The organism is Pseudoxanthomonas jiangsuensis (assembly GCF_010093185.1).
GTDB classification, from domain to species: domain Bacteria; phylum Pseudomonadota; class Gammaproteobacteria; order Xanthomonadales; family Xanthomonadaceae; genus Pseudoxanthomonas; species Pseudoxanthomonas jiangsuensis.
In genome coordinates this window covers 42514-66003 of the sequence record NZ_PDWL01000012.1, presented here as the reverse complement: position 1 = coordinate 66003, position 23490 = coordinate 42514, and the positions used below count along the sequence as shown (strand labels likewise).

24 protein-coding genes are annotated in these 23490 nt (G+C 71.0%); 11 read left to right on the top strand and 13 right to left on the bottom strand.

What is annotated here, in order from left to right; genetic code table 11:
- Positions 1–109: 109 nt before the first annotated feature.
- Together CSC62_RS09230 and CSC62_RS09225 are read left to right on the top strand one after the other, a co-directional pair.
- Positions 110–379 (top strand): hypothetical protein, encoded by a 270-nt coding sequence (locus tag CSC62_RS09230; RefSeq protein ID WP_162405896.1) that lies wholly within the window; start codon positions 110–112, stop codon positions 377–379.
- Between the two features lie 117 nt (positions 380–496).
- On the top strand, positions 497–1210 hold the full coding sequence (locus CSC62_RS09225; protein WP_162405895.1) for a hypothetical protein: 714 nt from the start codon (positions 497–499) through the stop codon (positions 1208–1210).
- A gap of 82 nt (positions 1211–1292) precedes the next feature.
- Here CSC62_RS09225 and CSC62_RS09220 read toward each other — a convergent pair whose 3' ends face one another.
- From CSC62_RS09220 to asnS, 12 genes are all read right to left on the bottom strand, one after another.
- A complete protein-coding gene (locus CSC62_RS09220) occupies positions 1293–3938 on the bottom strand; it encodes an N-acetylmuramidase domain-containing protein (protein WP_162405894.1) in 2646 nt (881 codons plus the stop codon).
- A 188-nt stretch (positions 3939–4126) separates the two neighbouring features.
- On the bottom strand, positions 4127–4723 hold the full coding sequence (locus CSC62_RS09215) for a DUF2939 domain-containing protein (protein WP_162405893.1): 597 nt from the start codon (positions 4721–4723) through the stop codon (positions 4127–4129).
- A 1-nt stretch (position 4724) separates the two neighbouring features.
- The gene (locus CSC62_RS09210; RefSeq protein ID WP_162405892.1) at positions 4725–5411 is read right to left on the bottom strand and encodes a DUF2461 domain-containing protein; all 687 of its coding nucleotides are present in this window, start codon (positions 5409–5411) and stop codon (positions 4725–4727) included.
- A gap of 10 nt (positions 5412–5421) precedes the next feature.
- Positions 5422–6861, bottom strand: coding sequence for an exodeoxyribonuclease I (gene sbcB, locus CSC62_RS09205; protein WP_162405891.1), 1440 nt, complete (start codon positions 6859–6861; stop codon positions 5422–5424).
- A gap of 7 nt (positions 6862–6868) precedes the next feature.
- Positions 6869–8242: an FAD-dependent oxidoreductase gene (locus tag CSC62_RS09200; protein ID WP_162405890.1), complete on the bottom strand. Its 1374-nt coding sequence runs from the start codon at positions 8240–8242 to the stop codon at positions 6869–6871.
- A gap of 7 nt (positions 8243–8249) precedes the next feature.
- Positions 8250–9518, bottom strand: a complete 1269-nt coding sequence (gene kynU, locus CSC62_RS09195; protein WP_162405889.1) for a kynureninase — start codon at positions 9516–9518, stop codon at positions 8250–8252.
- Positions 9519–9549: 31 nt separating this feature from the next.
- Entirely contained in the window at positions 9550–10113 is a 564-nt protein-coding gene (locus tag CSC62_RS09190) for a 3-hydroxyanthranilate 3,4-dioxygenase (protein ID WP_162405888.1), read from the bottom strand.
- Positions 10114–10152: 39 nt separating this feature from the next.
- Positions 10153–10818, bottom strand: coding sequence for a carbonate dehydratase (gene can, locus CSC62_RS09185; RefSeq protein WP_162405887.1), 666 nt, complete (start codon positions 10816–10818; stop codon positions 10153–10155).
- A 64-nt stretch (positions 10819–10882) separates the two neighbouring features.
- Complete coding sequence (locus tag CSC62_RS09180; protein ID WP_162405886.1) at positions 10883–11515, bottom strand: FMN-binding negative transcriptional regulator; 633 nt, start codon at positions 11513–11515, stop codon at positions 10883–10885.
- 14 nt (positions 11516–11529) lie between these two features.
- Positions 11530–11856 (bottom strand): hypothetical protein, encoded by a 327-nt coding sequence (locus CSC62_RS09175; protein ID WP_162405885.1) that lies wholly within the window; start codon positions 11854–11856, stop codon positions 11530–11532.
- Positions 11853–12158 carry a hypothetical protein gene (locus tag CSC62_RS09170; protein ID WP_162405884.1) on the bottom strand — a complete coding sequence of 102 codons (306 nt, stop codon included), beginning with the start codon at positions 12156–12158 and terminating at the stop codon, positions 11853–11855. Before CSC62_RS09170 ends, CSC62_RS09175 begins: the two co-directional genes overlap by 4 nt.
- Positions 12159–12209: 51 nt before the next feature.
- A complete protein-coding gene (asnS, locus tag CSC62_RS09165; RefSeq protein WP_162405883.1) occupies positions 12210–13610 on the bottom strand; it encodes an asparagine--tRNA ligase in 1401 nt (466 codons plus the stop codon).
- Between the two features lie 175 nt (positions 13611–13785).
- On the opposite strand from asnS, the gene CSC62_RS09160 reads away from it, so the two are divergent.
- The 7 genes from CSC62_RS09160 to CSC62_RS09130 all read left to right on the top strand — a co-directional run bounded on the left by CSC62_RS09160 (position 13786) and on the right by CSC62_RS09130 (position 19794).
- On the top strand, positions 13786–14118 hold the full coding sequence (locus CSC62_RS09160) for a HesB/IscA family protein (protein WP_162405882.1): 333 nt from the start codon (positions 13786–13788) through the stop codon (positions 14116–14118).
- A gap of 78 nt (positions 14119–14196) precedes the next feature.
- Positions 14197–15990 carry a DUF885 domain-containing protein gene (locus tag CSC62_RS09155; protein ID WP_162405881.1) on the top strand — a complete coding sequence of 598 codons (1794 nt, stop codon included), beginning with the start codon at positions 14197–14199 and terminating at the stop codon, positions 15988–15990.
- A gap of 153 nt (positions 15991–16143) precedes the next feature.
- A complete protein-coding gene (gene rpsF, locus CSC62_RS09150) occupies positions 16144–16572 on the top strand; it encodes a 30S ribosomal protein S6 (protein ID WP_162405880.1) in 429 nt (142 codons plus the stop codon).
- 23 nt (positions 16573–16595) lie between these two features.
- Positions 16596–16826 (top strand): 30S ribosomal protein S18, encoded by a 231-nt coding sequence (gene rpsR, locus CSC62_RS09145; RefSeq protein WP_052633502.1) that lies wholly within the window; start codon positions 16596–16598, stop codon positions 16824–16826.
- 69 nt (positions 16827–16895) lie between these two features.
- Positions 16896–17345, top strand: a complete 450-nt coding sequence (gene rplI / locus CSC62_RS09140) for a 50S ribosomal protein L9 (protein ID WP_162405879.1) — start codon at positions 16896–16898, stop codon at positions 17343–17345.
- A gap of 216 nt (positions 17346–17561) precedes the next feature.
- A complete protein-coding gene (locus tag CSC62_RS09135) occupies positions 17562–18977 on the top strand; it encodes a replicative DNA helicase (protein WP_162405878.1) in 1416 nt (471 codons plus the stop codon).
- A 136-nt stretch (positions 18978–19113) separates the two neighbouring features.
- Positions 19114–19794, top strand: a complete 681-nt coding sequence (locus CSC62_RS09130) for a YiaD family glycine zipper/OmpA-like lipoprotein (RefSeq protein WP_162405877.1) — start codon at positions 19114–19116, stop codon at positions 19792–19794.
- 81 nt (positions 19795–19875) lie between these two features.
- Here CSC62_RS09130 and CSC62_RS09125 read toward each other — a convergent pair whose 3' ends face one another.
- On the bottom strand, positions 19876–20919 hold the full coding sequence (locus CSC62_RS09125; protein WP_162405876.1) for a LysR family transcriptional regulator: 1044 nt from the start codon (positions 20917–20919) through the stop codon (positions 19876–19878).
- Positions 20920–21279: 360 nt separating this feature from the next.
- Between CSC62_RS09125 and CSC62_RS09120 the strand changes: the two genes are divergently transcribed.
- Positions 21280–22092 (top strand): SDR family NAD(P)-dependent oxidoreductase, encoded by an 813-nt coding sequence (locus tag CSC62_RS09120; RefSeq protein WP_162405875.1) that lies wholly within the window; start codon positions 21280–21282, stop codon positions 22090–22092.
- A 160-nt stretch (positions 22093–22252) separates the two neighbouring features.
- On the top strand, positions 22253–23473 hold the full coding sequence (locus tag CSC62_RS09115; RefSeq protein WP_162405935.1) for an efflux RND transporter periplasmic adaptor subunit: 1221 nt from the start codon (positions 22253–22255) through the stop codon (positions 23471–23473).
- Positions 23474–23490: the final 17 nt, after the last annotated feature.

Sequence of the window (23490 nt, the reverse complement as noted above, 5' to 3'; positions counted from 1 at the left end):
TCGCATCTTCACAATCCCTCCACCTATTCCAACTCCAGCTGAAGGCGGCTGATGGCCCCGGCGAAAAGGCCGCTATATTCCCGAAACCCCAGACGAAGGAGGAGTTGGAATGCATCTGACCAAGCAGCATTGGGCGGTGGCGCGTACGCTCGGCGTGGCGATCGTCGTCACCCTGGGCTTTTCCGGCTGTGCCACCTATGACGACGAGTTCGCAACGATCAACTCGCGCCTCGATCAACTCGACACGAGGGTGCAGGGGGCGGCCCAGAGCGCCGAATCCGCCAATCAATCCGCGCAGCAGGCCAACCAGCGGCTGGACCAGATTGAAGGCCGTGTGCGCCAGCTTGAAGCGGCACCGCGCCGCACGCCGCGCGGTTAATCGTTCCTGCACGATCTGCGACGAACGATTTGAACCCGGGACCCGGTGGCCCCTGCTGGCCACCGGTCTCTCTTTGAGCCAGTTTTCGTTATGAGGAGCCGTCCCCTGCGCATGTGCATGCATCCTTCGATCCGGGCCGCGTGCGGCGCGCTGGTGTTGGCGCTGGCGAGTTTCGACGCGGCCAGCGCCGAGGATGCCGCCGCGCAAGCGGTGGCTGCCATCGACCAGCTTCCGCAAGGCCAGGAAGTGTCCGACACGGTGATCGAGCTCGCCGGCTGGGCCATCGCAAGCAGGGACAACCAGGGCTATCCGTTCGCGGTCATGGACAAGGCCGCTGCACAGATCCTGGTGTTCGGCGGCGACGGCCGGCTCCGCGGCGCGGCCCCCGGGCTGTTCGGCTCGGCGAGCGGCGACCATACGGCCCCCGGCGTCGCCGGCCTCGCGCTCCGCGAAATTCCGGGCCGTGATCGCACGACGCCTGCCGGTCGCTTCGTGGGCGGTTTCGGCCCATCGATCGACGCCGGGCGCGTGTTGTGGGTGGACTACGATTCCGCGGTCTCCATCCACCCCACGGCTACCGGCGTGCCGGCCGAGAAGCGCGCCGAACGCCTCGCATCGCCTGCGCCGGACGACAATCGCGTCACCCATGGCTGCATCAACGTCTCGCCCGAGTTCTACGAGCGGATCATCCGTCCCACGTTCGAGCGGGGCGGGGTGTTCTACATCTTGCCGGACACGGCGCCGCTGGCGGAGACCTTCCCGGAGTTCGTGCAAAGTCGCGCGACTGCGCAACGCAAGGATGGAAGACGCGTGCGGTCGGCCCGCCGCTGAAGGGCGCGTCGGCGTTTCGCTCGCCACCTGAAGGTGAGTTACGCGGGCGGCTCGGACGTCGCCGTCCCGCCACAGAAAGGCCTCACGCCTTCCGGATCAGCTCGAGTACCAGCCTCTGCAAAGCCGGATCGTCGTCCAGGCTGCCATGCGTGGTCGCCTCCGCCGGCCGGCTGCCACCGCCCTCCAATGGGGAGGTCGCGCTCGGCAGCCGCACCACGTCCGACTGCGGGCTCGCCACCGCCATCATCTGCGCGCCCCAGGGCATCGTCGCCCGCGCCGGCGCCAGGTCGCGTTCCAGCCCCAGCAAAGGCGTCTCCTTGCGGTCCTCGAACGAGCGCGACACCAGGTACAGCAGCGAGTGGCCGTAGGGCTTGCAGGTCGGGTCGGCGCGCTCGGCCGCGTCGGTCAGATGCGCCACCAGCAGCTTGGTCCCTGTCTTCAATGCCGCCTTGCCCAGGGTCCGGTCGAACTCGTCCACCCGCACCGCCGGCGCCAGCAGGCTGACCGAGCGCAGGTCGAATCCGGCCGCGATCGCGGTCGCGCCCAGGTGCGAATGCAGGATCGCGCCGGCCGAGTGGCCGACCAGGTGCAGGCGCAGCTTCGGCAGCCCGTAGGCCCCGGCGTTGGCCTTGTACAGGTCCAGCAGCATGCGCACGCCCGAGTCCGGGTTGCTGCTGATCCTGGCCGCATTCTCCTTCATCTCGTTCCAGAGCGGCCGGCCCAGCGGCCGGGCGATGCCCTCGATCCGCTGGTTCCACCATTCCTTCCACTGTTCCTTGAACCTCTGCAAGGCACCCGAGGCGCGGGCCTGCTCCGGCGCCAGCCGGTCCTCGATCATGTTGCCGATGGTCTTGATCGCCCCGGTCTCCCACATCAGGAACACCGGGAAGATCTTCTCGTCGTACAGCCGCGGCACCCACAGCCGCGCGGACTCGGCCGCCGCTTCCTCGTCGTTGAGGCCGCCGTGGGCGTAGATCGCCACGTCCACCGCCTGGTTGGACCGGATGCCCCACTTGCGGCAGGCCTCGGCCAAGTGGATCCGCAGCAAGGCGTCCACGTCCGCCGGCTGGGTGCGGAACTGGCCGCGCTGGCTCAGGCGGCCGTTGTTCTCCATGTTGATGATGAACGGCGACAGCTCGTGCGCGGCCAGGATCGGGTTGCCGGACACCACCGCCTTGCGGCTGGCGTCGGTGCGCAGCGTGGTCGCGTCGGCGATCGCCTCGTGCTCGGCGGTGACCACGCCCAGCTGCGCGACCCAGCAGTCCATCGCGTTGTCCAGCCAGTCGCTGTAGCGCAGCACCGCCAGCCCGCCCTTGCCCCAGGCTGGCCCCCAGGAGTTGTGGACGACGAAGCCCTCGCGGGTATAGCCGACGATGGCGAAGGCGTGGCCGCCGTCGGGGCTGCCCTTGGCCCGGCGGATCAGCGGCAGGTCGGCCGGATCCTCGGGCCGCGGCATCGCGGCCCCGGCCAGCAGTTCCTCCCAGCCGCCATGGGTGAAGGCGCTGGCGTACAGCGCGCCGACCTGGTCGATGGCCACGTGCATGTCGCGCAGCGAGCGCGGATCGATCCGGTAGTAGGCGCCGAGCGGGCGCTTGATCGCGTCGGTCCACCAGTCCTCGCCGGCGTCGGCCCGCGGCGCGGGCATCGGCGGCTTCGGCCACAGCCGGGCGCTGCTGGCGCCGTGCCGCAGCCAGCCCTTCAGCCCGCCGCGCAGGGACGAGCCGGTGTCGTCGTCCGGGCCGTCGTCGGCGCCGGCCCATTCGTCGTAGCGCCGGGCCATGCTGTAGAGCATGTGCGGCGAGATCGTCTCCACGTGCCTCTGCGCGCGCACCAGCAGGTACTCGATCACGGTGGCCAGGGCATAGCCGGTGCAGGCGCAGGTCAGGCCCTGGTCCAGGATCGGGCGGGTGTCGGGCGGATAGCAGACATCGCGCGGGGCCGAGGTCACCGGCGGCTGGTACTCCCAGTCGCGCAGGTCGACCGCGTCCGGGCGCACGTTGAACACCCGGGTGTTGCGCCGGCGGGTCGCTCCGGTGCGGGTCTGCTCCAGCATCTCCAGCGGCGCCGGCTGCGGCCGCCCGGGGGCGACCAGGCTGCGCGGGGAGGGCGCGCGTGTGGCGGCCGCACGCCCGCGTTCGCTTCCAGCGCCGCGTGCGGTCCTGGCCACGCGACCTCCGGCATGGCGCGCGTAGGCCGCGGCCAGTTTCTCGTCGTAGCGGTTGAGGCGGTAGTCCTTGCCGTTGTAGAGCGCGGCGAACGTGGCCCAGTCGTGCCGCCGCAAGGGTGCGATCAGCGGCGAGCCGGGGCGCGCGAGCAGGTTGGCGAAGGCTTCCAGCTGGCCGTCGGCGCCGGAGGCCTGGCATTCGACGAAGCGGCCGACGCTGTCGAAGCCGCACAGGGCGTAGTTGAAGCCCATGATCTGGAACGCGCCCCAGCTGGCCGACTGCATCGCCGCCACCGGGTCCAGCGCGGCGGCCTTGTCCAGGCGCTTCCATTCGCCGGCCAGGCGGCCGGAGTACTGGCGCCGGTCCCACTTCGGATAGCTGAGGTTGGGGTGGCTGGCGCCGTAGCGGCCGGCGGTGAGGCGGTGGAAGACATGGCCTTCGAACAGCACCTTGGGCCGGGTGTCCGGTGCCGGCAGGAAGCCGTGGCCGGCCGACTCCACCTCGGCCACCGCCTTGAGCGCCGGCAAGTCCACCTGCAGGCGTGCCGCAAGCTGCGTCCACATCGCCCCGGTCGTTTCGCGCCTGAATCCGGTATCCATGCCTTCCGCTCTCCATTGCAGGTGTGCAAGTACGGGATGTCGCCGCCGGCGCCTCGGCCGATCGCGGTGCCGACGACGACACGGGACAACGGGAACAACGCAGCCGACGCGGTGCGGCGGTCAGTAGCCGCGGCCGGACCGGCGCGGCGCGCTCAGCGCAGCCAGGACGACAGGTCGTCGGGCAGGCGGATGTCCACCAGCTTCCAGCGCAGGCCCTGGCGCTGCAGCACGAACACGGTGCTGCGCCCGTCCGGGTGCTGGACCGTGGCGCTGAAGCGCGACAGCGATTCGTAGCGCAGCCGCGCCTCGTGCAGCGGCCGCGCCGGCGCGGTGTCGCCCCAGGCGTCGCCGTCCACGGTGCGGCCCTGGGCGCGCTGCCAGACCACATGGCCCTGGAGCAGGGCGGCGATCCCGGCGGGCGTGGCCAGGGTGTCCACCGCCATCCCGGTGGCACTGCCGGCCGCGGCCAGGGCGATCGCGCCGAACAGGTTGCCGGCCACGTCCGGGCCGGCGGCGCGGACCAGGCGGTCGTCGAGCTGGGCCTTCAGGTTCACCCGCAGCTTCGGGAAATCGACGTGGCGCGCGAGCGCGGCGGTGTCGCGCGCGGCCACCGCGCGTTCGATCCCGCGTACCGCCAGCCAGGGGCCGGCGGCGATCCAGGCCAGCAGAGCGAGCAGGAGCAGCGCCGTCCCGGCCACGATCCAGCGCAGGCGGCGGGGGCGGCGTGGCGGGGCAGGGCGCGGATCCATGTCAGAACTCCAGGTCCAGGGCGGCGCACAGATAATCGACGAACGGCGCCAGCGTGACCAGATCGGCCTCGACCGTGGCGCGCAGGCGCGGGCCGGTCATGGTGGCATCGTCCAGCGGCCGCAGGAATGCCCAGTTGCGGTGCTTGAGGTCGTCGATGAACTCGAACTCGGCCGGGAATCCGCGTGGTGCGCGGCTCAGTACCTCGCTGTCGTCCAGGGCGAAGCGGCGGCGCAGCTTCGGATCGTGCGCGGCCTTCTTCCAGGCGCCAGGGTTGTCGAAGATGAACTGGCGCACCTTGCGCTGGGTGTGGGTCTCCGGATGCCACAGGCCGGCGCCGACGAAGCTCTCGCCCGGCTGCAGGTGGACGTAGAACGAGGGCGCGGCCACCTCGCGCCGGCGCTCGTGGAACAGGCGTGCGCCCTGCCAGGACTTGTACGGCGACTTGTCGTTGGAGAACCGCGCGTCGCGATGGATCCGAAACAGCGAGCCGCCGACGGTGCGCGGATCGGAACGGAAGTGCGGGCTGATCCTGGCCAGCGCCGGCTGCAGGTCGGTGATCAGGCGCAGGAACGGCTGGCGCACGTGCGCCTCGTAGTCGGCGCGGTGGGCCTCGAACCAGGCCTTCTCGTTGTGCCGGGCCAGCCCGCGCAGGAACTTGAAGCTGGCGTCGCTGAAGTAGGTGCTCACGGCGGGGTGCTCACAGTCGGTCTTGCAGGTCGCGGCCCCATTGCTCCAGCCTATCCAGCAGGACCAGTTTGGCGCCGTCGCCGGCATGGGTGGCGCGCAGGGCCTGGATCTGCGCGTGGTAGCCGGCGAAGGTGTACTCGGACAGGCCGCTGTCCTCGAGCAGGCGCCGGCGGCGGTAGTCGTCCCAGCGCTGGCGTTCGTCGGCCGTCAGCAATTGCGGCCAGTTGCGGGCGCGGTAGCGGAACAGCAGCTCGGGCAGGCGGCCGTCGCGGAAGTCGAAGGCGCGCGTGCCCAGCTCCGCCGGCGCGGTGGCGCGCACCTGGGCGCACAGGCGCTTGTCGCCGTCGCCGCAGAAGCCGGCGTAGACCGAAGCATCGACGTCGACCTCGCCGTCCTGGCGGCCGCCGGCGAACACCTGCCGCGCCTTCTCCGCCAGTTCCGGCGCGTGCGCGCGCAGGCGCTCGGCCCGCGCCTGCAGCGCGTCGGCGTCCAGGCCCAGGCGCTGGAAGTCGGCCGCGCGCAGATGCGCCCACGGCACCAGCATCGGCGAGCGGTTCAGGTGCACTTCCTTCAGCGGCACCCGGCTCACGCCCGGCGGCAGGTCGGCCACCGGGGTGTAGAGGCGGTCGGCAATCTCGCCGGCGGTCTGGTCCAGCAGGGCGTCCGCGTCGCCGTCCAGGTCGAACACGATCACCCGGTTGGACACCGTCGGATGCACCGCCAGCGGCAGGACCACGGCAGCGCACAGGCGGCTGGCCGGGTAGCGCTGGGAGACGTGCAGCACCGGCTGCATGGCGAAGGTGTCGAGCAGGCCGGCGGCGTGGCGCTTGTCGCGCAGCTTCAGCGCGTACTCCCACAGCCGCGGCTGCGACTGGCGCAGCAGCCGGGCCAGGCCGACGGTGGCCCACACGTCCGACAGGGCTTCGTGGGCATCGCCCTGGCGCACGCCGTTGGCCAGGGCCAGGTGCTCGAGCCGGAACGAGGTGGCGCCGTCCTCGCGTCTGGGCCACTCGATCCCGTCCGGGCGCAGGGCATGGGCCAGGCGCAGGACGTCGAGCAGGTCCCAGCGCGAGTTGCCGCCGCGCCACTCGCGCTCGTAGGGATCGAAGAAGTTGCGGAACAGGGTGTGGCGGACGAACTCGTCGTCGAAGCGCAGCGAGTTGTAGCCCAGGGTGCAGGTGCCGGGGCGGGCCATCTCCTCGACGATCCGCGCGGCGGCCTCGGCCTCGCGCACGCCCTCGCGCAATGCCTGCTGCGGTGTGATGCCGGTGATCAGGCTGGCCACCGGCGAGGGCAGGAGGTCCTCGGCAGGCTGCACGAACAGGCTGACTGGCTCTTCGACCGGGTTCAGCTGCGCGTCGGTACGGACCGCGGCGAACTGGGCGATGCGGCTGCGGCGCGGATCGGCGCCGAAGGTCTCCAGGTCGTAGAACAGGAAGCTGTCGGCCATGTCCGCCTCAGCCCGCGCCTTCCAGCACCGGCAACTGCTCGTGCACGGTTCGGGCCAGGGCTTCCCAGTCCAGGCCCTCCAGGTCGCGGCGGCCGCGGGTGGCGGCGACCAGGATCGCCCGCTGGATCTCGCTGCGCTCCAGCGCCACCGCGTACGGCGTACGCATGAAGGTGACCATGGTGTAGTGCGGGACGAAGCGGTTCGGGTGGCGCTGTTGCAGGGCCAGTTCGAGCTCGCGCTGGAGCAGGAAGTCCGGATCGTCGACCCGGTCGCGCATCTCGACGTAGTTCTCCAGGGCCATGGCCTGGATCGCCGCGGCATTGGGCTTGCGCCGGGCCTCGAACGCGGCGAAGGCGTCCTTCAGTCCCACGTGCGCATCCATCGCGTCGGCCAGGGCGACGCAGTCTTCGAAGGCGCAGTTCATGCCCTGGCCGTGGAACGGCACCATCGCGTGCGCCGCGTCGCCCAGCAACACCGCGCGCCCGTCCAGGTGCCAACGATCCAGGTACAGGGTGCCGAGCAGGCCGGGCGGGTGCTGCTCCCAGTCGCGCTCCAGGTCGGGAATCAGCGGCAGGGCGTCGGCGAAGTCGCGCTCGAACAGGGCGCGCACTTCCGCGCCACTGCGCACGCTGGCGAAACAGGGGTCGCCGGAACCCGGCGCGGCCTGGTTCGGCAAGAACAGGGTGACGGTGAAGGTGCCCTCGTCGTTGGGCAGGGCAATGCACATGTAGCGCCCGCGCGGCCAGATGTGCAGGGCGTTGGCCTCGATTCGGAAGCCGCCGTCCGCGGTGGGCGGGATGGTCAGTTCCTTGTAGGAGTGGTCGAGGAACTCGGTGCGCTCGCCGAAGCCGGCCTTGCGCACCATCTCCGCGCGCAGGGCCGAGCCGGCGCCGTCGCTGCCGATCAGGGTGGCGAAGCGGATGTCGTGCGGCTGGTCGTCGCGGTCGTCGATCAGGCGGGCGTAGCCGGCGTCGAAGTCCACCGTGTGCAGGCGGCGGTGGAAGTGGATGGTCGCGCCGGCGCGCTCGGCCGCCTCCAGCAGGGTGATGTTGAGGTCGGCGCGGTGCACCGACCAGATCACTTCCGAATCGTCGCGGCCGTAGCGCTGCAGTTGCAGGGAGCCGTCCAGGCCGTGGATCATGCGTCCGCGCATCATCACCGCCTGGCGCATCACCGCATCCTCGACCCCGGCCGCGCGCAGGGCATGGCGGCCGCGCTCGGCCAGGGCCAGGTTGATCGAGCGCCCGGACTCGTAGCCCTTGATCCGCGGATCGCCGCGGCGCTCGTACACGGTCACCTTCCAGCCGCGCTGCGACAGCAGCACCGCCAGCAGGGATCCGGCCAGGCCGGCGCCGATCAGGGTCAGTTCGCGCGCGCCCATTCCCGGTTCAGACCCCACGCCAGTGCTCCACTTCCTCGACGAAGCGCAGCACGTCGGAGTAGCGGTTGTAGAGCGGGGCCGGGGAGATCCGGATCACGTCCGGTTCGCGCCAGTCGCCGAGGATGCCGGTGTCGCGCAGGTAATCGAACAGTTCGCGCCCACGCTCGCGGCCGCCGGCCACGCGCAGGGAGAGCTGGGCGCCGCGGCGCGCCGGTTCGGCGGGGGTGACGATCTCCAGGGTGTCGGCCAGGCGCGCCCGCACCAGCTGGTCGAGGAAGCCGGTCAGCTTCTCCGACTTGGCCCGCAGCACGGCCATGCCGCCGGCGCGGTCGAACTGCTCCAGCGAGGCGCGCAGCGGCGCCAGCGCCAGCACCGGCGGGTTGGACAGCTGCCAGCCCTCGGCCCCGGCCGCCGGCACGAACTCGGGCGCCATCCGGAACCGGGTCGCGGCCTCGTGGCCCCACCATCCGGCCAGCCGTGGCAGGTCGGCGCGCGCGTGGCGGTCATGGACGAAGCAGCCGGCTACCGCACCGGGCCCGGCGTTGACGTACTTGTAGTGGCACCACACCGCGAAGTCGGCATCGGCATCGTGCAGGTCCAGCGCCAGGTTGCCGACCGCATGGGCCAGGTCGAAGCCGGCGACCGCGCCCTGGGCGTGGGCCAGGCGCGCGATCTGGGCGAGGTCGAAGGCCTGGCCGGTGCGGTACTGCACGCCCGGCCACAGCACCAGCGCCAGGCGCGGGCCGTGCTCGGCGATGGCGCGTTCGATCGCGGCCATGGAGATCGTGCCGGCTGGCTCGTCCGGCTGAACCTCGACCAGGTCGGTGGCCGGGTCGAAGCCATGCAGGCGGATCTGCGATTCCACCGCGTGGCGGTCGGAGGGGAAGGCGCCGGCCTCGAGCAGGATCGCCGGGCGCTCGCGGGTGGGGCGGTAGAAGCTGGCCAGCATCAGGTGCAGGTTCACCGTCAGCGTGTTCATCGCCACCACTTCCTGCGGCTGCGCGCCGACCAGCCGCGCCAGCGGCTCGCGCACCAGGGCGTGGTAGTGCATCCAGGCGGTGTCGCCGCTGAAGTGGCCCTCGACCGCCTCGCCGGCCCACTTGTCCAGCACCTCCAGCACCTGCGCGCGCGCGCCGCGCGGCTGCAGGCCCAGGGAATTGCCGACGAAGTAGACCTGCTCGCGGTCGCGGTGCTTGGGGATCAGGAACTCGTTGCGGAATGGGCGCAGCGGATCGGCGGCGTCCAGGGCGATGGCGTGGGTGCGGGCCTGGGTCATGGCGTCTGCGGGTGCGGCCTGGGCGGTGCGCTCAGGTGATGTCGGCCAGGGTATCGGGCTGTGGATCGTAGCGGGCCGGGCGCGGGTTGAGGTGGCCGCAGTGCCTGCAGGTGCGGCGCTGCGCCGAGCCGTAGAAGCGGTCGAACACCGGCGGGAAGTCCTGCTCGATGTCGCGCAGGTGGAAGAATTCCTCGTACAGCTTGTGGTTGCACTGCTCGCAGTACCAGATCAGGCCGTCGTCCTCGTGCGCCAGGCGCCGGCGCTCGACCACCAGGCCGACGCCCCCGGGCATGCGCTGCGGCGAGTGCGGCACCCGCGGCGGCAAAAGGAAGATCTCGCCGGCGCGGATCGGAATGTCGCGCACCGCGCCAGGGCCGCCGTCCGGATGCTCCTGCACCCGCAGCACCATCTCGCCCTCGAGCTGGTAGAACCACTCCGGGCCCTCGTCCCAGTGGAAGTCGGTGCGCGCGTTCGGGCCGCCGACCACCATCACGATGAAGTCGCCGGCGTAGATGCACTTGTTGCCGACCGGCGGCTTGAGCAGGTGGCGGTGTTCCTCGATCCAGGCCTGCAGGTTGAGCGGGGCGGGCAGCATGGGCGGTTTTCCGGTGTTTGCCGCGCGCGGTGCGGCGGGTCAGCGTTCCTCGCGGTCCTGCTGGATCCGGGCGAGGGCGGCCTCGTACTTGGAACCCAGGCAGTCGATCGAATCGATGTCCATACCCAGGTGGTGGACGCGGCCGTCGCGCAGGCTGTAGACCCAACCGTGCACGGTCAGTCCCTGGCCGCGCGCCCAGGCGTCGCGGACGATGGTGGTCTGGCAGACGTTGACCACCTGCTCGAGCACGTTGAGCTCGCACAGGCGCGCGTGCTGGACGCCGGTGCCGCCGGCCGCGTGCAGGCATTCGGTGTGGCGCTCGGCCACGTCGCTGACGTGCCGGATCCAGTTGTCGACCAGGCCCAGGCGCTGCCGGGTCAGGCCGGCGTAGACGCCGCCGCAGCCGTAATGGCCGACCACCAGCACGTGCTTGACCTTGAGCACGTCCACCGCGAACTGGATCACCGACAGGCAGTTGAGGTCGGTGTGGACCACGACGTTGGCCACGTTGCGGTGGACGAAGACCTCGCCCGGAGCCATGTCGATGATCTGGTTGGCCGGCACCCGCGAATCGGAGCAGCCGATCCACAGGTATTCGGGCGCCTGCTGCTGGGAGAGCCGCGAGAAGAACTCCGGATCCTCGGCGCGGATGCGCTCGGACCAGGCGTGGTTGCGGCGGATCAGTTCGTTCAGTTCGTCGGCCATGGCCGCATTATCACAGACGCGAGCCTCCATCGGGGACACGCAGAAGGTTGCGTATGCGACCGCTTCAGCGCTCGCGGCGGGCCAGGCGCTCGGCCATCAGCCCTGCCACTTCCGCGGCGTCTGCGCCGCCCAGGCCGCGCAGGCCATCGATGGCGCCCTGGACATTGGCCGCGGGATGGTTCTGGTTGAGCTTGAACTTCAGCTCGATCCGCGCGGCCCGGAAGCGGAAGCCGACGATGCCGCGCAGCTGGGCGCGCTCGCGCGGGTCGTCGTGGTCGTAGTGCCAGCGGCCGCCGACGGCGGACTCGAAGCGCTCGCCGAGGCGGGCGACGATCGAGGCCAGCGCGTCTTCGTCGTGCAAAGGCTGCAGTTCGCCGTAGAGGTGGGCGACGGCGTAGTTCCAGGTCGGTACCCGCGCCGTTTCGCCCTTGTCCGGATACCACTCCGGCGAGATGTAGTGGTGCGGCCCGTGGACGATGGCCAGTGCCGGCCCGGCATGGCCGGCCTGCGGGTTGGGCCGAGCCCAGTGGCCTTCCAGCAGCAGGCCCTCGCCGTCGCGGGCATGCAGCACCGGCAGGTGCGAGGCGAACGGCAGGCCGTCGCCGCCGGTGGTGACCAGGGTGACGAACGGATCGCGGGCCAGCAGCCGGTCCAGCGCGTACGGGTCGTCCTCGGCGAAGGCGCGGGGCGTGTACATGCTCGCGGCACCCTTCAGGAGCGGCGGCCGAGGTTCACCGTCATCAGCCCGACCAGTTCGGCATCGCTGCCGGCGCGGGGCGGGGCGACCTCGTCCAGGGAGAAGCCGCGCTCCAGCGCGTCGTCCTCGTCGATGCCGTCGAACTCGACGTAGCCGGCGTCCAGCAGCATCGAGCGGGCGGTGTCCTGGCTGTCGTAGGCGTGCAGGTTGCCTTCGTGGTCGAGCACCTCGGCGGTGCCGCCCTCGCGCTCGCGCAGCCGCGCCCAGTGCAGGGGGCGGCCGAGCACGGCGATCCACCAGGTGGGCAGGGCGTCGGCGAAGGAAGGCAGGTGGTCGTTCATGCGAGGAGCTCCGCGGCCAGCCACAGCAGGCCGGCCAGCGACAGGCCGAGAAGGAGGGTGGTCAGCGCGACCCGTGCCGGGGTGGCCAGCCCGCTCAGCGAGCGGTCGCCGAGGGCGCGGTAGCCGCCGCCCAGCAGCCAGCGCAGGGCGCCCGGATCGAGGAAGGCGCCGGAACCGAAGTCGGCCGCGCTGCCGGCGTGGCGGTCGCGGATGTGGACCAGGGTCAGCGGCCAGAAGATCGCGAACGCGGTGGCGCCGGCGATGGCCACGCCGAAGAAGCACAGGGCGAAGAACAGGATCATGGGTGGAAAGTCCGCACAGGGATGTGCGGGCTCTGGCGAGGGATTGGCATGCTAGAACTCGGCGCTGCCCGGCGCGCGCGGGTAGGCGATCGCGTCGCGGATGTTGCTCAGCCCGCACACGTAGACCACCAGCCGCTCGAAGCCCAGGCCGAAGCCGGCGTGCGGCACCCCGCCGTAGCGGCGGAAGTCGCGGTACCACTGGTAATGCTCCGGATCGAGGCCGAACTGGGCCATGCGCGCGTCGAGCACGTCCAGCCGCTCCTCGCGCTGGCTGCCGCCGATGATCTCGCCGATGCCAGGGGCCAGCACGTCCATCGCCGCGACGGTGCGGCCGTCGTCGTTGAGGCGCATGTAGAAGGCCTTGATGTGCTCGGGGTAGTTCATCACCACCACCGGGCGGCCGACGTGCTCCTCGGTCAGCCAGCGTTCGTGCTCGGTCTGCAGGTCCAGGCCCCATTCCACCGGGAAGTCGAACTTCCTGCCGGACTTCTGCAGCAGCGTGATCGCATCGCTGTAGTCGATCCGCTCGAACGGGGCGTTGATGAACGCCTCCAGCTTGGTCACCGCGTCCTTCTGCACCCGCTCGGCGATGAAGGCCATGTCGTCAGCGCGCTCAGTCAGCACCGTGCGGAACAGGTACTTGAGGAAATCCTCGGCCAGGTCGGCGTCGGCGGCCAGGTCGGCGAAGGCGATCTCCGGCTCGATCATCCAGAACTCGGCCAGGTGCCGGGTGGTGTTGGAGTTCTCGGCGCGGAAGGTCGGGCCGAAGGTGTAGACCTTGCTCAGGGCCAGGGCGTAGGCCTCGACGTTGAGCTGGCCGGAGACGGTGAGGAAGGTCTCCTTGCCGAAGAAGTCGCGCGCGAAGTCGATCTCGCCGTCCTTGCCGCGCGGCAGGTTGGCCAGGTCCAGGGTCGAGACCCGGAACATCTGCCCGGCGCCCTCGGCGTCGGAGGTGGTGATGATCGGGGTGCTGATCCAGTAGAAGCCGCGCTCGTGGAAGAAGCGGTGCACGGCCTGGGCCAGGCAGTGGCGGATCCGGGTGACCGCGCCGAACAGGTTGGTGCGCGGGCGCAGGTGGGCGAACTCGCGCAGGTACTCCAGCGAGTGCTGCTTGGGCTGCATCGGGTAGGTCAGCGGGTCCTCGACCCAGCCGACCACCTCGATCGCCTGGGCCTGGATCTCGAAGCTCTGGCCCTGGCCCTGCGAGGCCACCAGGGTGCCGGTGGCGATCACCGAGCAGCCGGTGGTCAGGTGCTTCACTTCCGATTCGTAGTTGGCCAGGGTGGACGGGGCCACGACCTGGATCGGGGCGAAGCAGGAGCCGTCGCTGACGTTGACGAAGCTAAGGCCGGCCTTGGAGTCGCGCCGGGTGCGCACCCAGCCGCGGACGGTGACCTCGCCGCCGGCGGCGACCTTGCCCGCGAGCGCATGTTCGACGCTGACCACCGTCATGGCTTGAATCCTTCTGGCCTGGGCCCGATATCGTGAAAGAGGCGGAAGTGTAGCGGCTGCGGCCTTGCCGGCGCGAGGCCGGCGGGCCGCTGCATTCCACCCGGAACGGCAATGGAGCCGCGGCCCGGCCGGCGCTCCGTCCTATAATCGCCGCGCACCTGCTGGAGACATGCCCATGGCCATCACCCTCACCCCCGTCGCCCTGGAGCGCGTGCAGCGCTTCCTGCGAAGCGACCCGGCCGCGCTGGGCCTGCGCTTCGGCGTGGCCCGCACCGGCTGCTCGGGCTGGGGCCACACCGCCGACCTGGCCCGTGACCGGCGCGAGGACGACGAGGTGTTCGAGCAGGACGGGGTGCGGATCTTCGTCGACGCCCAGAGCCTGCCGCTGGTGGACGGCACCGAGATCGACTTCGCCCGCCAGGGTCTGACCGAGACCTTCGTCTTCAGGAACCCGAACGCCACGGCCGAGTGCGGCTGCGGCGAGAGCTTCACCACCGGGCCGGGCTGAGGCCACCGGACCTCCGGCACGACCACGCCGGCCCCCTCCGCGCTAGGCTGGCGGCTTCACGCCCTGTCCGGAGTCCCGATGCGCCGCGCCCTCCTTGCCGCCGCCCTGGCGGCCTGCTGCTTCCCCGCGTTCGCCGCACCCGCCGCCGCGCCCGCGGCCGAGACGCGCAGCGCCGCGGCCAGCGCGCTGCACCGCCTGTTCGACGCCGAGTGGGAACGCGGACTGCGCGAATCGCCGGAGAACGCGGCCTACCAGGGCGACCACCGCTACGACGACCGCTGGACCGACATGAGCCTGGCCGCCGTCGCCCGGCGCGAGGCCGCCGACCGCCAGGCCCTGGCCGAGCTGCGCAGGATCGACCGCGCCGCGTTGTCGCCGGCCGACCAGCTGAACTACGACACCTTCGCCTGGCTGCAGGAGCGGGCGGTGGCGCGCCAGCGCTTCCGCGAATACCTGCAGCCGGTGGGCCACCAGGGCGGGGTGCAGACCGCCGACGGCATCGCCGAGCTGCTGCCGTTCGCCACCGCCGCCGACTACCGCAACTGGATCGCGCGGCTGCAGGCCCTGCCGCGGCTGCTGGAGCAGACCACCGCCCTCATGCGGGCCGGGATCGAGGCCGGCAGCCTGCCGCCGAAGGTGCTGATGCAGAGGGTGCCGGCGCAGATCCGCGGCCAGCTGGTCGCCGACCCGGCCGCCAGCCCGTTCTACAAGCCGTTCCTGAAGATGCCCGAGGCGATCCCGGCGGCCGAGCAGGAGGCCCTGCGGGCGCAGGCGCGCGCGGCCATCGCCGGGCAGGTGGTGCCGGCCTACCGCGAGTTCGGCCGCTTCTTCGAGCAGGACTACCTGCCGAAGACCCGGGACAGCATCGCCGCCACCGACCTGCCCGACGGGTCGGCCTTCTACGACTTCCTCGCCGGCTGGTACACCACCACCGACCTGGACGCCGAGCGGATCCACCGGATCGGCCTGGAGGAAGTGGCGCGGATCCGCGCCGAGATGGAGAAGGTCCGCGCCGAGGTCGGCTTCCAGGGCGACCTGCACGCCTTCTTCCGGCACCTGCGCACCGATCCGAAGTTCTTCCACCGCACCCCGGCCGAGCTGCTGGAGGCCTACCAGGCCCTGTCCAAGCGGATCGACCCGGAGCTGGTGAAGATCGCCCGCACCCTCCCGCGGCTGCCCTACGGCGTGCGCCCGATCCCGGACAACATCGCCGCCGACACCACCACCGCCTACTACCAGCCCGGCGCGGTCGACGGCAGCCGCCCCGGCTACTACTACGTCAACCTGTACAGGCCGGAAGTGCGGCCGAAGTGGGAGATGCTGGCTTTGTCCCTGCACGAGGCCGTGCCCGGCCACCACTTCCAGTTCGCCCGCGGCGCCGAACTGCCGGACCTGCCGATGTTCCGCCGCACCGCCTACTTCGTCGCCTACGGCGAGGGCTGGGGCCTGTACGCCGAGCGCCTGGGCTACGACATGGGCCTGTACGAGGACCCCTACGACCGCGTGGGCCAGCTGGCCTACGACATGTGGCGGGCGGTGCGGCTGGTGGTGGACACCGGCATGCATGCCAAGGGCTGGAGCCGGCAGCAGGCGATCGACTACTTCATGGACAACTCGCCCAAGACCGAGCAGGACGTGGTCAACGAGATCGACCGCTACATCGCCTGGCCGGGCCAGGCCCTGGCCTACAAGATCGGTCAGCTGAAAATTTCCGAACTGCGCGGGGAGGCGGCCCGTGAACTGGGTCCGGCGTTCGACCTGCGCGACTACAACGACGCGGTCCTGGAGACCGGCTCGGTGCCGCTGGAGACCCTGGAGACCCATATCCGGGCCTGGATCGCGGAGCGGAAGCGGGGGCCGGGCAAGGGCTGAGGTGGGTCCATTTGCACCCAAGTGCCTGAACCGGCATAATTTCCGGCTCCCTGCGCCCGCCAAGGCGCCCGGGAGACCTTGCCCCACCGCGTCCGTGCCGGATCGACGGGGGGCTGCCAGGCCCGCAAGGGCCGCATCCACGAGGAAAACACCATGCGTCATTACGAAGTCGTGTTCCTGGTCCACCCGGACCAGAGCGAGCAGGTGCCGGCGATGATCGAGCGCTACAAGTCGCTGATCGAGAACGCCAGCGGCACCATCCACCGCCTGGAAGACTGGGGCCGCCGCCAGCTGGCCTACCCGATCCAGAACCTGGTCAAGGCCCACTACGTGCTGTTCAACGTCGAGGTCGGCCAGGCCGCCATCGACGAACTGGTCGAGACCTTCCGCTTCAACGACGCGATCCTGCGCCACCTGGTCATCCGCCGCGACGGCCCGGACACCGAGCAGTCGCTGATCATGAAGACCAAGGACGAGAAGGGCGACAAGCCCGAGCGTGGCGAGCGCCGCCGCCGTGACGAGGAAGGCGAGGGCACCACTGCCGCCGCCGACACCGACGGCGACAACGCCGAAGCCGCCTGATCGACCCTTCCAGGAGCACACCCATGTCCAAGTTCTTCCGCCGCCGCAAGTTCTGCAAGTTCACCGCCGAGGGCGTCAAGGAGATCGATTACAAGGATCTCAACACCCTGCGCCAGTACCTGACCGAGAACGGCAAGATCGTCCCGAGCCGCGTCACCGGCACCAAGTCGCGCTACCAGCGCCAGCTGTCGACCGCGATCAAGCGCGCCCGCTTCCTGGCCCTGATCCCGTACACCGACAACCACGACGTCTAATACCGTCCAATCCGGACAGCGATCGTTGCGGCGCCCACGCGCGCCGCTAACGGATAGAGGAGCAATACGATGGAACTGATCCTTCTGCAGAAGGTCACCAACCTGGGCAACCTGGGCGACAAGGTCAGCGTGAAGCCGGGCTACGGCCGCAACTTCCTGGTCCCGCAGGGCAAGGCCGTGCCGGCCACCGCCGCCAACCTGGCCGAGTTCGAGGCCAAGCGCGCCGAGTACGAGGCCAAGGCCAAGTCGCTGCTGGACGGCGCCCAGGGCCGCCTGGCCAAGCTGGAAGGCGCCAGCGTCACCCTGAAGGCCAACGCCTCCACCGAAGGCAAGCTGTACGGCTCGGTCGGCCCGCGCGACATCGCCGAGGCCTTCACCGCCGCCGGCCTGCCGCTGGAGAAGAGCGAAGTGATCCTGGGCGAAGGCCCGATCCGCCATGTCGGCGAGTTCGACGTCCTGGTGCACCTGCACGCCGACGTCGAGACCACGGTCAAGGTCGTGGTCGAGCCGGAAGCCTGATCGGCCCGCGCAAGCAGTACCCGGAGGGCGCCGCGAGGCGCCCTTCGTGTTTCCGGGCGCCGGCCATCGCGGCCGGTGAGATTCCCACCGGTTATGCACAGGGTTATCTGCAACCCCCCGGGGGACGGGCCGACTAGGATGGCCGCTCCGGCTGTCCACCTTGCAACCCGCGATCCGCCGCCGGCCCGGCGGAGCCGCCAGGAGTCCACCGCACCGATGTCCGCACGCCCGGGTTTCCGCAACGAACGAGGCGACCGCCAGGAGCGCGGCGATGCCCGCATCGACCAGCTGCGGGTGCCGCCGCATTCGGTCGAGGCCGAGCAGGCCGTGCTCGGCGGCCTGATGCTGGCGCCGGAGGCCTACGACACCGTCGGCGACGTGCTGGTGGAGCGCGACTTCTACCGCCGCGACCACCAGCTGATCTACCGCGCCATCCGCGAGCTGGCCGAGAAGAACCAGCCGTTCGACGCGGTCACCCTGGGCGAATGGTTCGACTCGCAGGGCTTCTCCGAGCAGATCGGCGGTGGCGCCTACCTGGTCGAGCTGGCCACCACCACGCCCTCGGCCGCCAACATCCGCGCCTACGCCGAGATCGTGCGCGACAAGGCGGTCCTGCGGAAGCTGATCGAGGTCGGTACCGAGATCGTCAACGACGGCTTCCAGCCCGAAGGCCGCGACAGCGCCGCGCTGCTGGCCAAGGCCGAGCAGGACGTGTTCGCCATCGCCGAGGCCGGCGCCCGCGGCCGCACCGACTTCACGGGGCTCAACACCGCCCTGCGCGACGCCTTCGAGGTGCTGCAGAAGCGCTTCGAGAGCGGCGGCAACATCACCGGCCTGCCGACCGGCTACACCGAATTCGACAACATGACCGCCGGCCTGCAGCCGACCGACCTGATCATCCTGGCCGCGCGCCCGGCGATGGGCAAGACCACCTTCGCCCTGAACATCGCCGAGTTCGCCGCGATCAAGTCGAAGAAGGCGGTGGCGGTGTTCTCGATGGAAATGTCGGCCGCGCAGCTGGCCCTGCGCCTGATCTCCTCCAACGGCCGGGTCAACGCCCAGCGCCTGCGCACCGGCCAGCTGGAGGACGAGGACTGGAGCCGGGTGACCAGCGCCATCCGCATGCTCAAGGAAACCAAGATCTTCATCGACGACACCCCGGCCCTGTCGCCGGACGTGCTGCGCTCCAAGTGCCGCCGGCTCAAGCGCGAGCACGGCCTGGGCCTGGTGGTGATCGACTACCTGCAGCTGATGCAGGTGCCGGGCAACAGCGAGAACCGCGCCACCGAGATCTCCGAGATCAGCCGCTCGCTCAAGGCCCTGGCCAAGGAGCTGAACGTGCCGGTGATCGCCCTGTCCCAGCTCAACCGCTCGCTGGAGACGCGCACCGACAAGCGCCCGGTGATGGCCGACCTGCGCGAGTCGGGCGCGATCGAGCAGGACGCGGACATGATCACCTTCATCTACCGCGACGAGTACTACAACAAGGAAAACTCGCCGGACAAGGGCCTGGCCGAGATCATCATCGGCAAGCACCGCAGCGGCCCGACCGGTTCGCTGAAGCTGAAGTTCTTCGGCGAGTACACCCGCTTCGACAACCTGGCCAACGACGCGATCGGGGTGTTCGAGTAGGGCGCGCCCGCCTGGCCCATGCATGGCCGGATCGCGGTCCACGTGGACACCTGCCGCTCACAATGGCTGCCGTAGGATGCCGCCCATCCGCGGCCCTGCCGGGCGCGCGGACCCTTCACCGCACAGGAGCGTGTCCATGAAGATCCGCAAGCAGAGCCTGACCCTGATCGGTACCGCCGCCCTGGTCGCCGCGCTGGCCGCCGGCTGCCAGACCACCGACCCCTATACCGGCCAGCAGCAGATGAACCGGACCAGCAAGGGCGCGCTGATCGGCGCAGGCCTGGGCGTGGCCGCCGGCCTGCTGACCGGCGACAGCGCGGTCGAGCGGCGCCAGCACGCGCTGATCGGCGCCGGCGTCGGCGGCCTGGCCGGTGGCGCCATCGGCAACTACCAGGACCGCCAGCAGGCGGCCCTGCGCGAGCGCCTGCAGGGCAGCGGCGTGGACGTCAGCCGCCAGGGCGACAACATCACCCTGAACATGCCGGGCAACATCACCTTCGCCTTCAACAGCTCCAACCTCGCCCCGGAGTTCTACCCGGTGCTCAACAACGTGGCCGGGGTGATGAAGGAATACGACCAGACCGTGGTCGAGGTCGCCGGCCATACCGACAGCGTCGGCAGCGACGAGGTCAACCAGCGCCTGTCCGAGCAGCGCGCCAACGCGGTCACCCAGTACCTGGTCGCCCAGGGCCTGAACCCGCAGCGCTTCATCACCGTCGGCGCCGGCAAGCGCCATCCGATCGCCAGCAACGACACCGAGGCCGGCCGCGCCGCCAATCGCCGGGTGGAGATCACCCTGGTGCCGGTGCGCTCCTGAGTCCGCGGCGCAACCATCGGTGATGAGCAAGCGGGCCGCGAAGGCGGCCCGCTTCTTTTTCCGGCCCCTGGAGGGAACGCTTCAGGCCACGACCTGCTCCAGGATCCGCTTGCCTTCGCGCAGCGTGCTCTCGTCGCCGGCGGCGCCCGCTTCCGCGTCCGCCGCGGCGCCGTCCGGCACGCCGCCGCACAGCGACGAGGGGCAGTGCGCCATCATGTAGTCGGCGCTGGAGCTGAGCCGCTCGACCAGGAAATCGACGAAGGCGCGGACCTTGGGCGACATCACCCGGCCGCGCGGGAACACCGCGCTCAGGTCAACCTCCGGCCCGGTCCAGCCGGCCAGTACCCGGCGCAGGGCGCCGGCCTCGACGTAGGGCTTGGCGCCGACGTCGGTGCCAAGGGTCAGGCCTTCGCCGCACAGAACCGCGCCGATCAGGGCGGAGGGATCGTTGGCCACCATCAGCGGGTTGATCGGGAAATCGAGCGTGCGGCTGCCGTCGCTGAGCGGCCAGGTGATCCGGCTGGGATGGGCGTGATAGTGCTTGCGTACGGCGATGATGCGGTGGTGTTGCAGTTCCTCCGGATGCAGCGGCTCGCCGTGGCGCTCGATGTAGCGCGGGCTGGCGAACACCTGGGTGCGGAAGCCGGCCAGGCGGCGCGCGACCAGGGTCGAGTCGGGCAGGTTGCCGACGCGCAGGGCCAGGTCGAAGTCGCTGCCGATCAGCTCCACCGGATCGTTGCTCATGTGCATGTCCAGGCGCAGGTCCGGGTACTGCGCATGGAACTCGCCCAGCAGCGGCGAGATCCACGAGATGCCGATCGAATAGGGCACGGTGAAGCGCAGCCAGCCGCGCGGGCCACCCTGCAGCTGGCCGACCGCGCTCTCGGCCTCCTCCAGTTCCTGGGCGATGCGCTGGCAGTGCTCGTAGTAGACGCCGCCGGCCTCGGTCACGCCCAGGCGGCGGGTGGTCCGGTGCAGCAGCTGCGCGCCCAGGCGCGTCTCCAGCTCCTGCACCTTGCGGCTGACGGTGGTCTTGGGCAGGCCGAGCGACTTGGCCGCGGCGATGAAGCTGCCCTGTTCGACCACCTTGACGAAGACCAGGGTGTCGTTGAGGTCGTGTGGCATGGGAGCTGATCCTGGAGGGAGGAGGGCGGAGGGGATTGGCCCTGTCGCGGGATGATTATTCCCTTTAATCGGGACTAATCAAGTCCGGATTCGGGGCGTAACGTGGCCGCCCATTCCCCTTCGATGGATTCCGGCCGTGTCGATTATCGGACTTTGGCGGCGCCTGCTGGGCGCTCGCGAGACCTCCCAGGACAACGACTTCCACCTGCCGCGGCTCGGCGAAAGCAGGCCGCGCGGGCATTTCCGCGAGTTCACCGTGCCGCGCCGGCTGCAGCGCGGCGGGGTGTCCCTGCCTGCGCCGCGGGCGCATGCAAAGGGTTGCGCTGGCGGGATTATCCCGTGCACGGGAGGAAATATCCCGTGAGCGGGACGCTCGCCCCCGAGGTCTTGGTCCTGGGCGGCAGCGGCCGGGTCGGCAGCGGCGTGGTCGCCGCCTTGCTCGAGGCCGGCAGCCCGGTGCTGGCGGTCGGCCGCGACCAGCAGAAGCTGGAAGCACTGGCCGAAGCGCACGCCGACGAGCCGGGCCTGGAGATCCTGGCCGGCTCGGTCGCCGACGACCGCAGCGCGGCGCGCCTGGCCGAAGCGATCGTGCGGAGGCCGCGGCCGCTGCGCGCGGTGGTGGACGCCATTGCCGGCCCGCGCCGCAGCGCGCGCCTGCTCGATCGCCCGGTCGCGACCCTGCGCCGCAGCCTGGACCAGGATCTGCTGCCGCACCTGGCCGCCGCCCGCCACCTGCTGCCGGTGCTGCAGGCGCAGGCGCGGGTCGGCCGCTACCTGCTGGTTGGCGGGCCGAACGCGCGCTGCGGCTGGGCCGGCTACGGCCATGCCTCGGTCGCCGGCGCGGCCACGCGGATGCTCGCCCAGGTGCTGCACGAGGAAGCGCCGGCCCTGGGCGTGCGCCTGCAGATGCTGTCGATCGACGCCCCGGTGTGGACCGCCGAGAACGCGCCGCGCGCCTGCGCCGGCTGGCCGAGCGTGCTGGGCGTCGGCCGTGCCGCGGTGTCCCTGCTGGCGCGCGAAGGCAAGGCGGGCGACGGCGGGGTCTGCGTGGTGCCGTACGGCCCCGGCGATGCTTCGCCGCCCTTGCGGATGCTGGCCTGGGATTACGGCGATGCCCTGCGCGACGCCTGCGGCCGCGACCCGGCCGGCCACGATGCCGGGCAGGCCGCATGAAAGCCCGCGGTCACGCCGGCGTGGTCAGCTGCGTCCTGGTCGCGTCCACATCGCCATCGCCGGTCCCACTACTGGCCGGTCCGCTCCCGACAGATTCCTTCCCCTCGCTTCCGCTTTCCCTTCCCCTTTCCGAATGCTTCCACGAGGTCCTACCATGAACATGCATTCCATCCGATCCCCCCATCCGCGCCGCCTGCTGGCGCCGCTGGCCGCCAGCGTCCTGGCCGTGGCCGTGCTGGCCGGCTGCAGTGGCCAGGCCAGCGAAGGCATGCCGCCACCGCCGCAGGTCGGCGTGGCCGAGGTCCCGGTGCGCGAGGTCAGCCAGTGGGACGAGTTCAGCGGCCGGATCGAGGCGGTCGAGAGCGTGGCCCTGCGCCCGCGCGTGTCCGGCTACATCGAGAAGGTGAACTACCGCGAGGGCCAGGAAGTGGCCAAGGGCGATGTGTTGTTCACCATCGACGCGCGCAGCTACCGCGCCGCCCTGGCCCAGGCCGAGGCCGCGCTGGCCCGGGCCCGAGCCCAGGCCGGGCTGGCGCGCAGCGAGGCCGAGCGCGCCGGACGCCTGTCCGAGCAGAAGGTGATCTCGGTGGAGACCTTCGAACAGCGCCGCGCCGCCGCCGACCAGGCCCGCGCCGACCTGGCCGCGGCCCAGGCCGCGGTCGACCAAGCCCGCCTGGACCTGGAATGGACCCAGGTGCGCGCGCCGATCGCCGGCCGCGCCGGTCGCGCCCTGGTCACCACCGGCAACCTGGTCGGGGCCGGCGACGCGGCCAGCGTGCTGACCACGGTGGTCTCGCTGGACAAGGTCCACGTCCACTTCGACGCCGACGAGCGCAGCTTCCTGCGCTACGCCGAGCTGGCCCGCACCGGCGCGCGCGCCAGCGAGCGCGACGGCCGCCTGCCGGTGGAGGTGGCGCTGGCCGACGAGGGCGGCTTCCCGCACGCCGGCACGGTCGACTTCCTCGACAACCAGGTCGACCGCGGCACCGGCACCATCCGCGCCCGCGCGGTGCTCGACAACGCCGACCGTCGCTTCACCCCCGGCCTGTACGCGCGGGTGCGGCTGCCGGGCAGCGGCCGTTTCAAGGCCGCCCTGGTGGACGACAAGGCCGTGCTCACCGACCAGGACCGCAAGTACGTGTTCGTGGTCGACAAGGAGGGCAAGGCCCAGCGCCGCGACATCGTCCCCGGCCGCCTGGTCGAGACCGCAGGGCCGGCCGGCCCGCAGTCGCTGCGGGTGGTCGAGCAGGGCCTGGCCGCCGGCGACAAGGTGATCGTCAGCGGCGTGCAGAAGGTGTTCTTCCCGGGCATGCCGGTGCAGGCGCGCGCGGTGGCCATGGGCGCCGCCGAAGCCGCTCCGGCCGCGGTCGCCGCGCGATGAGCCCGTCGATGCACCGA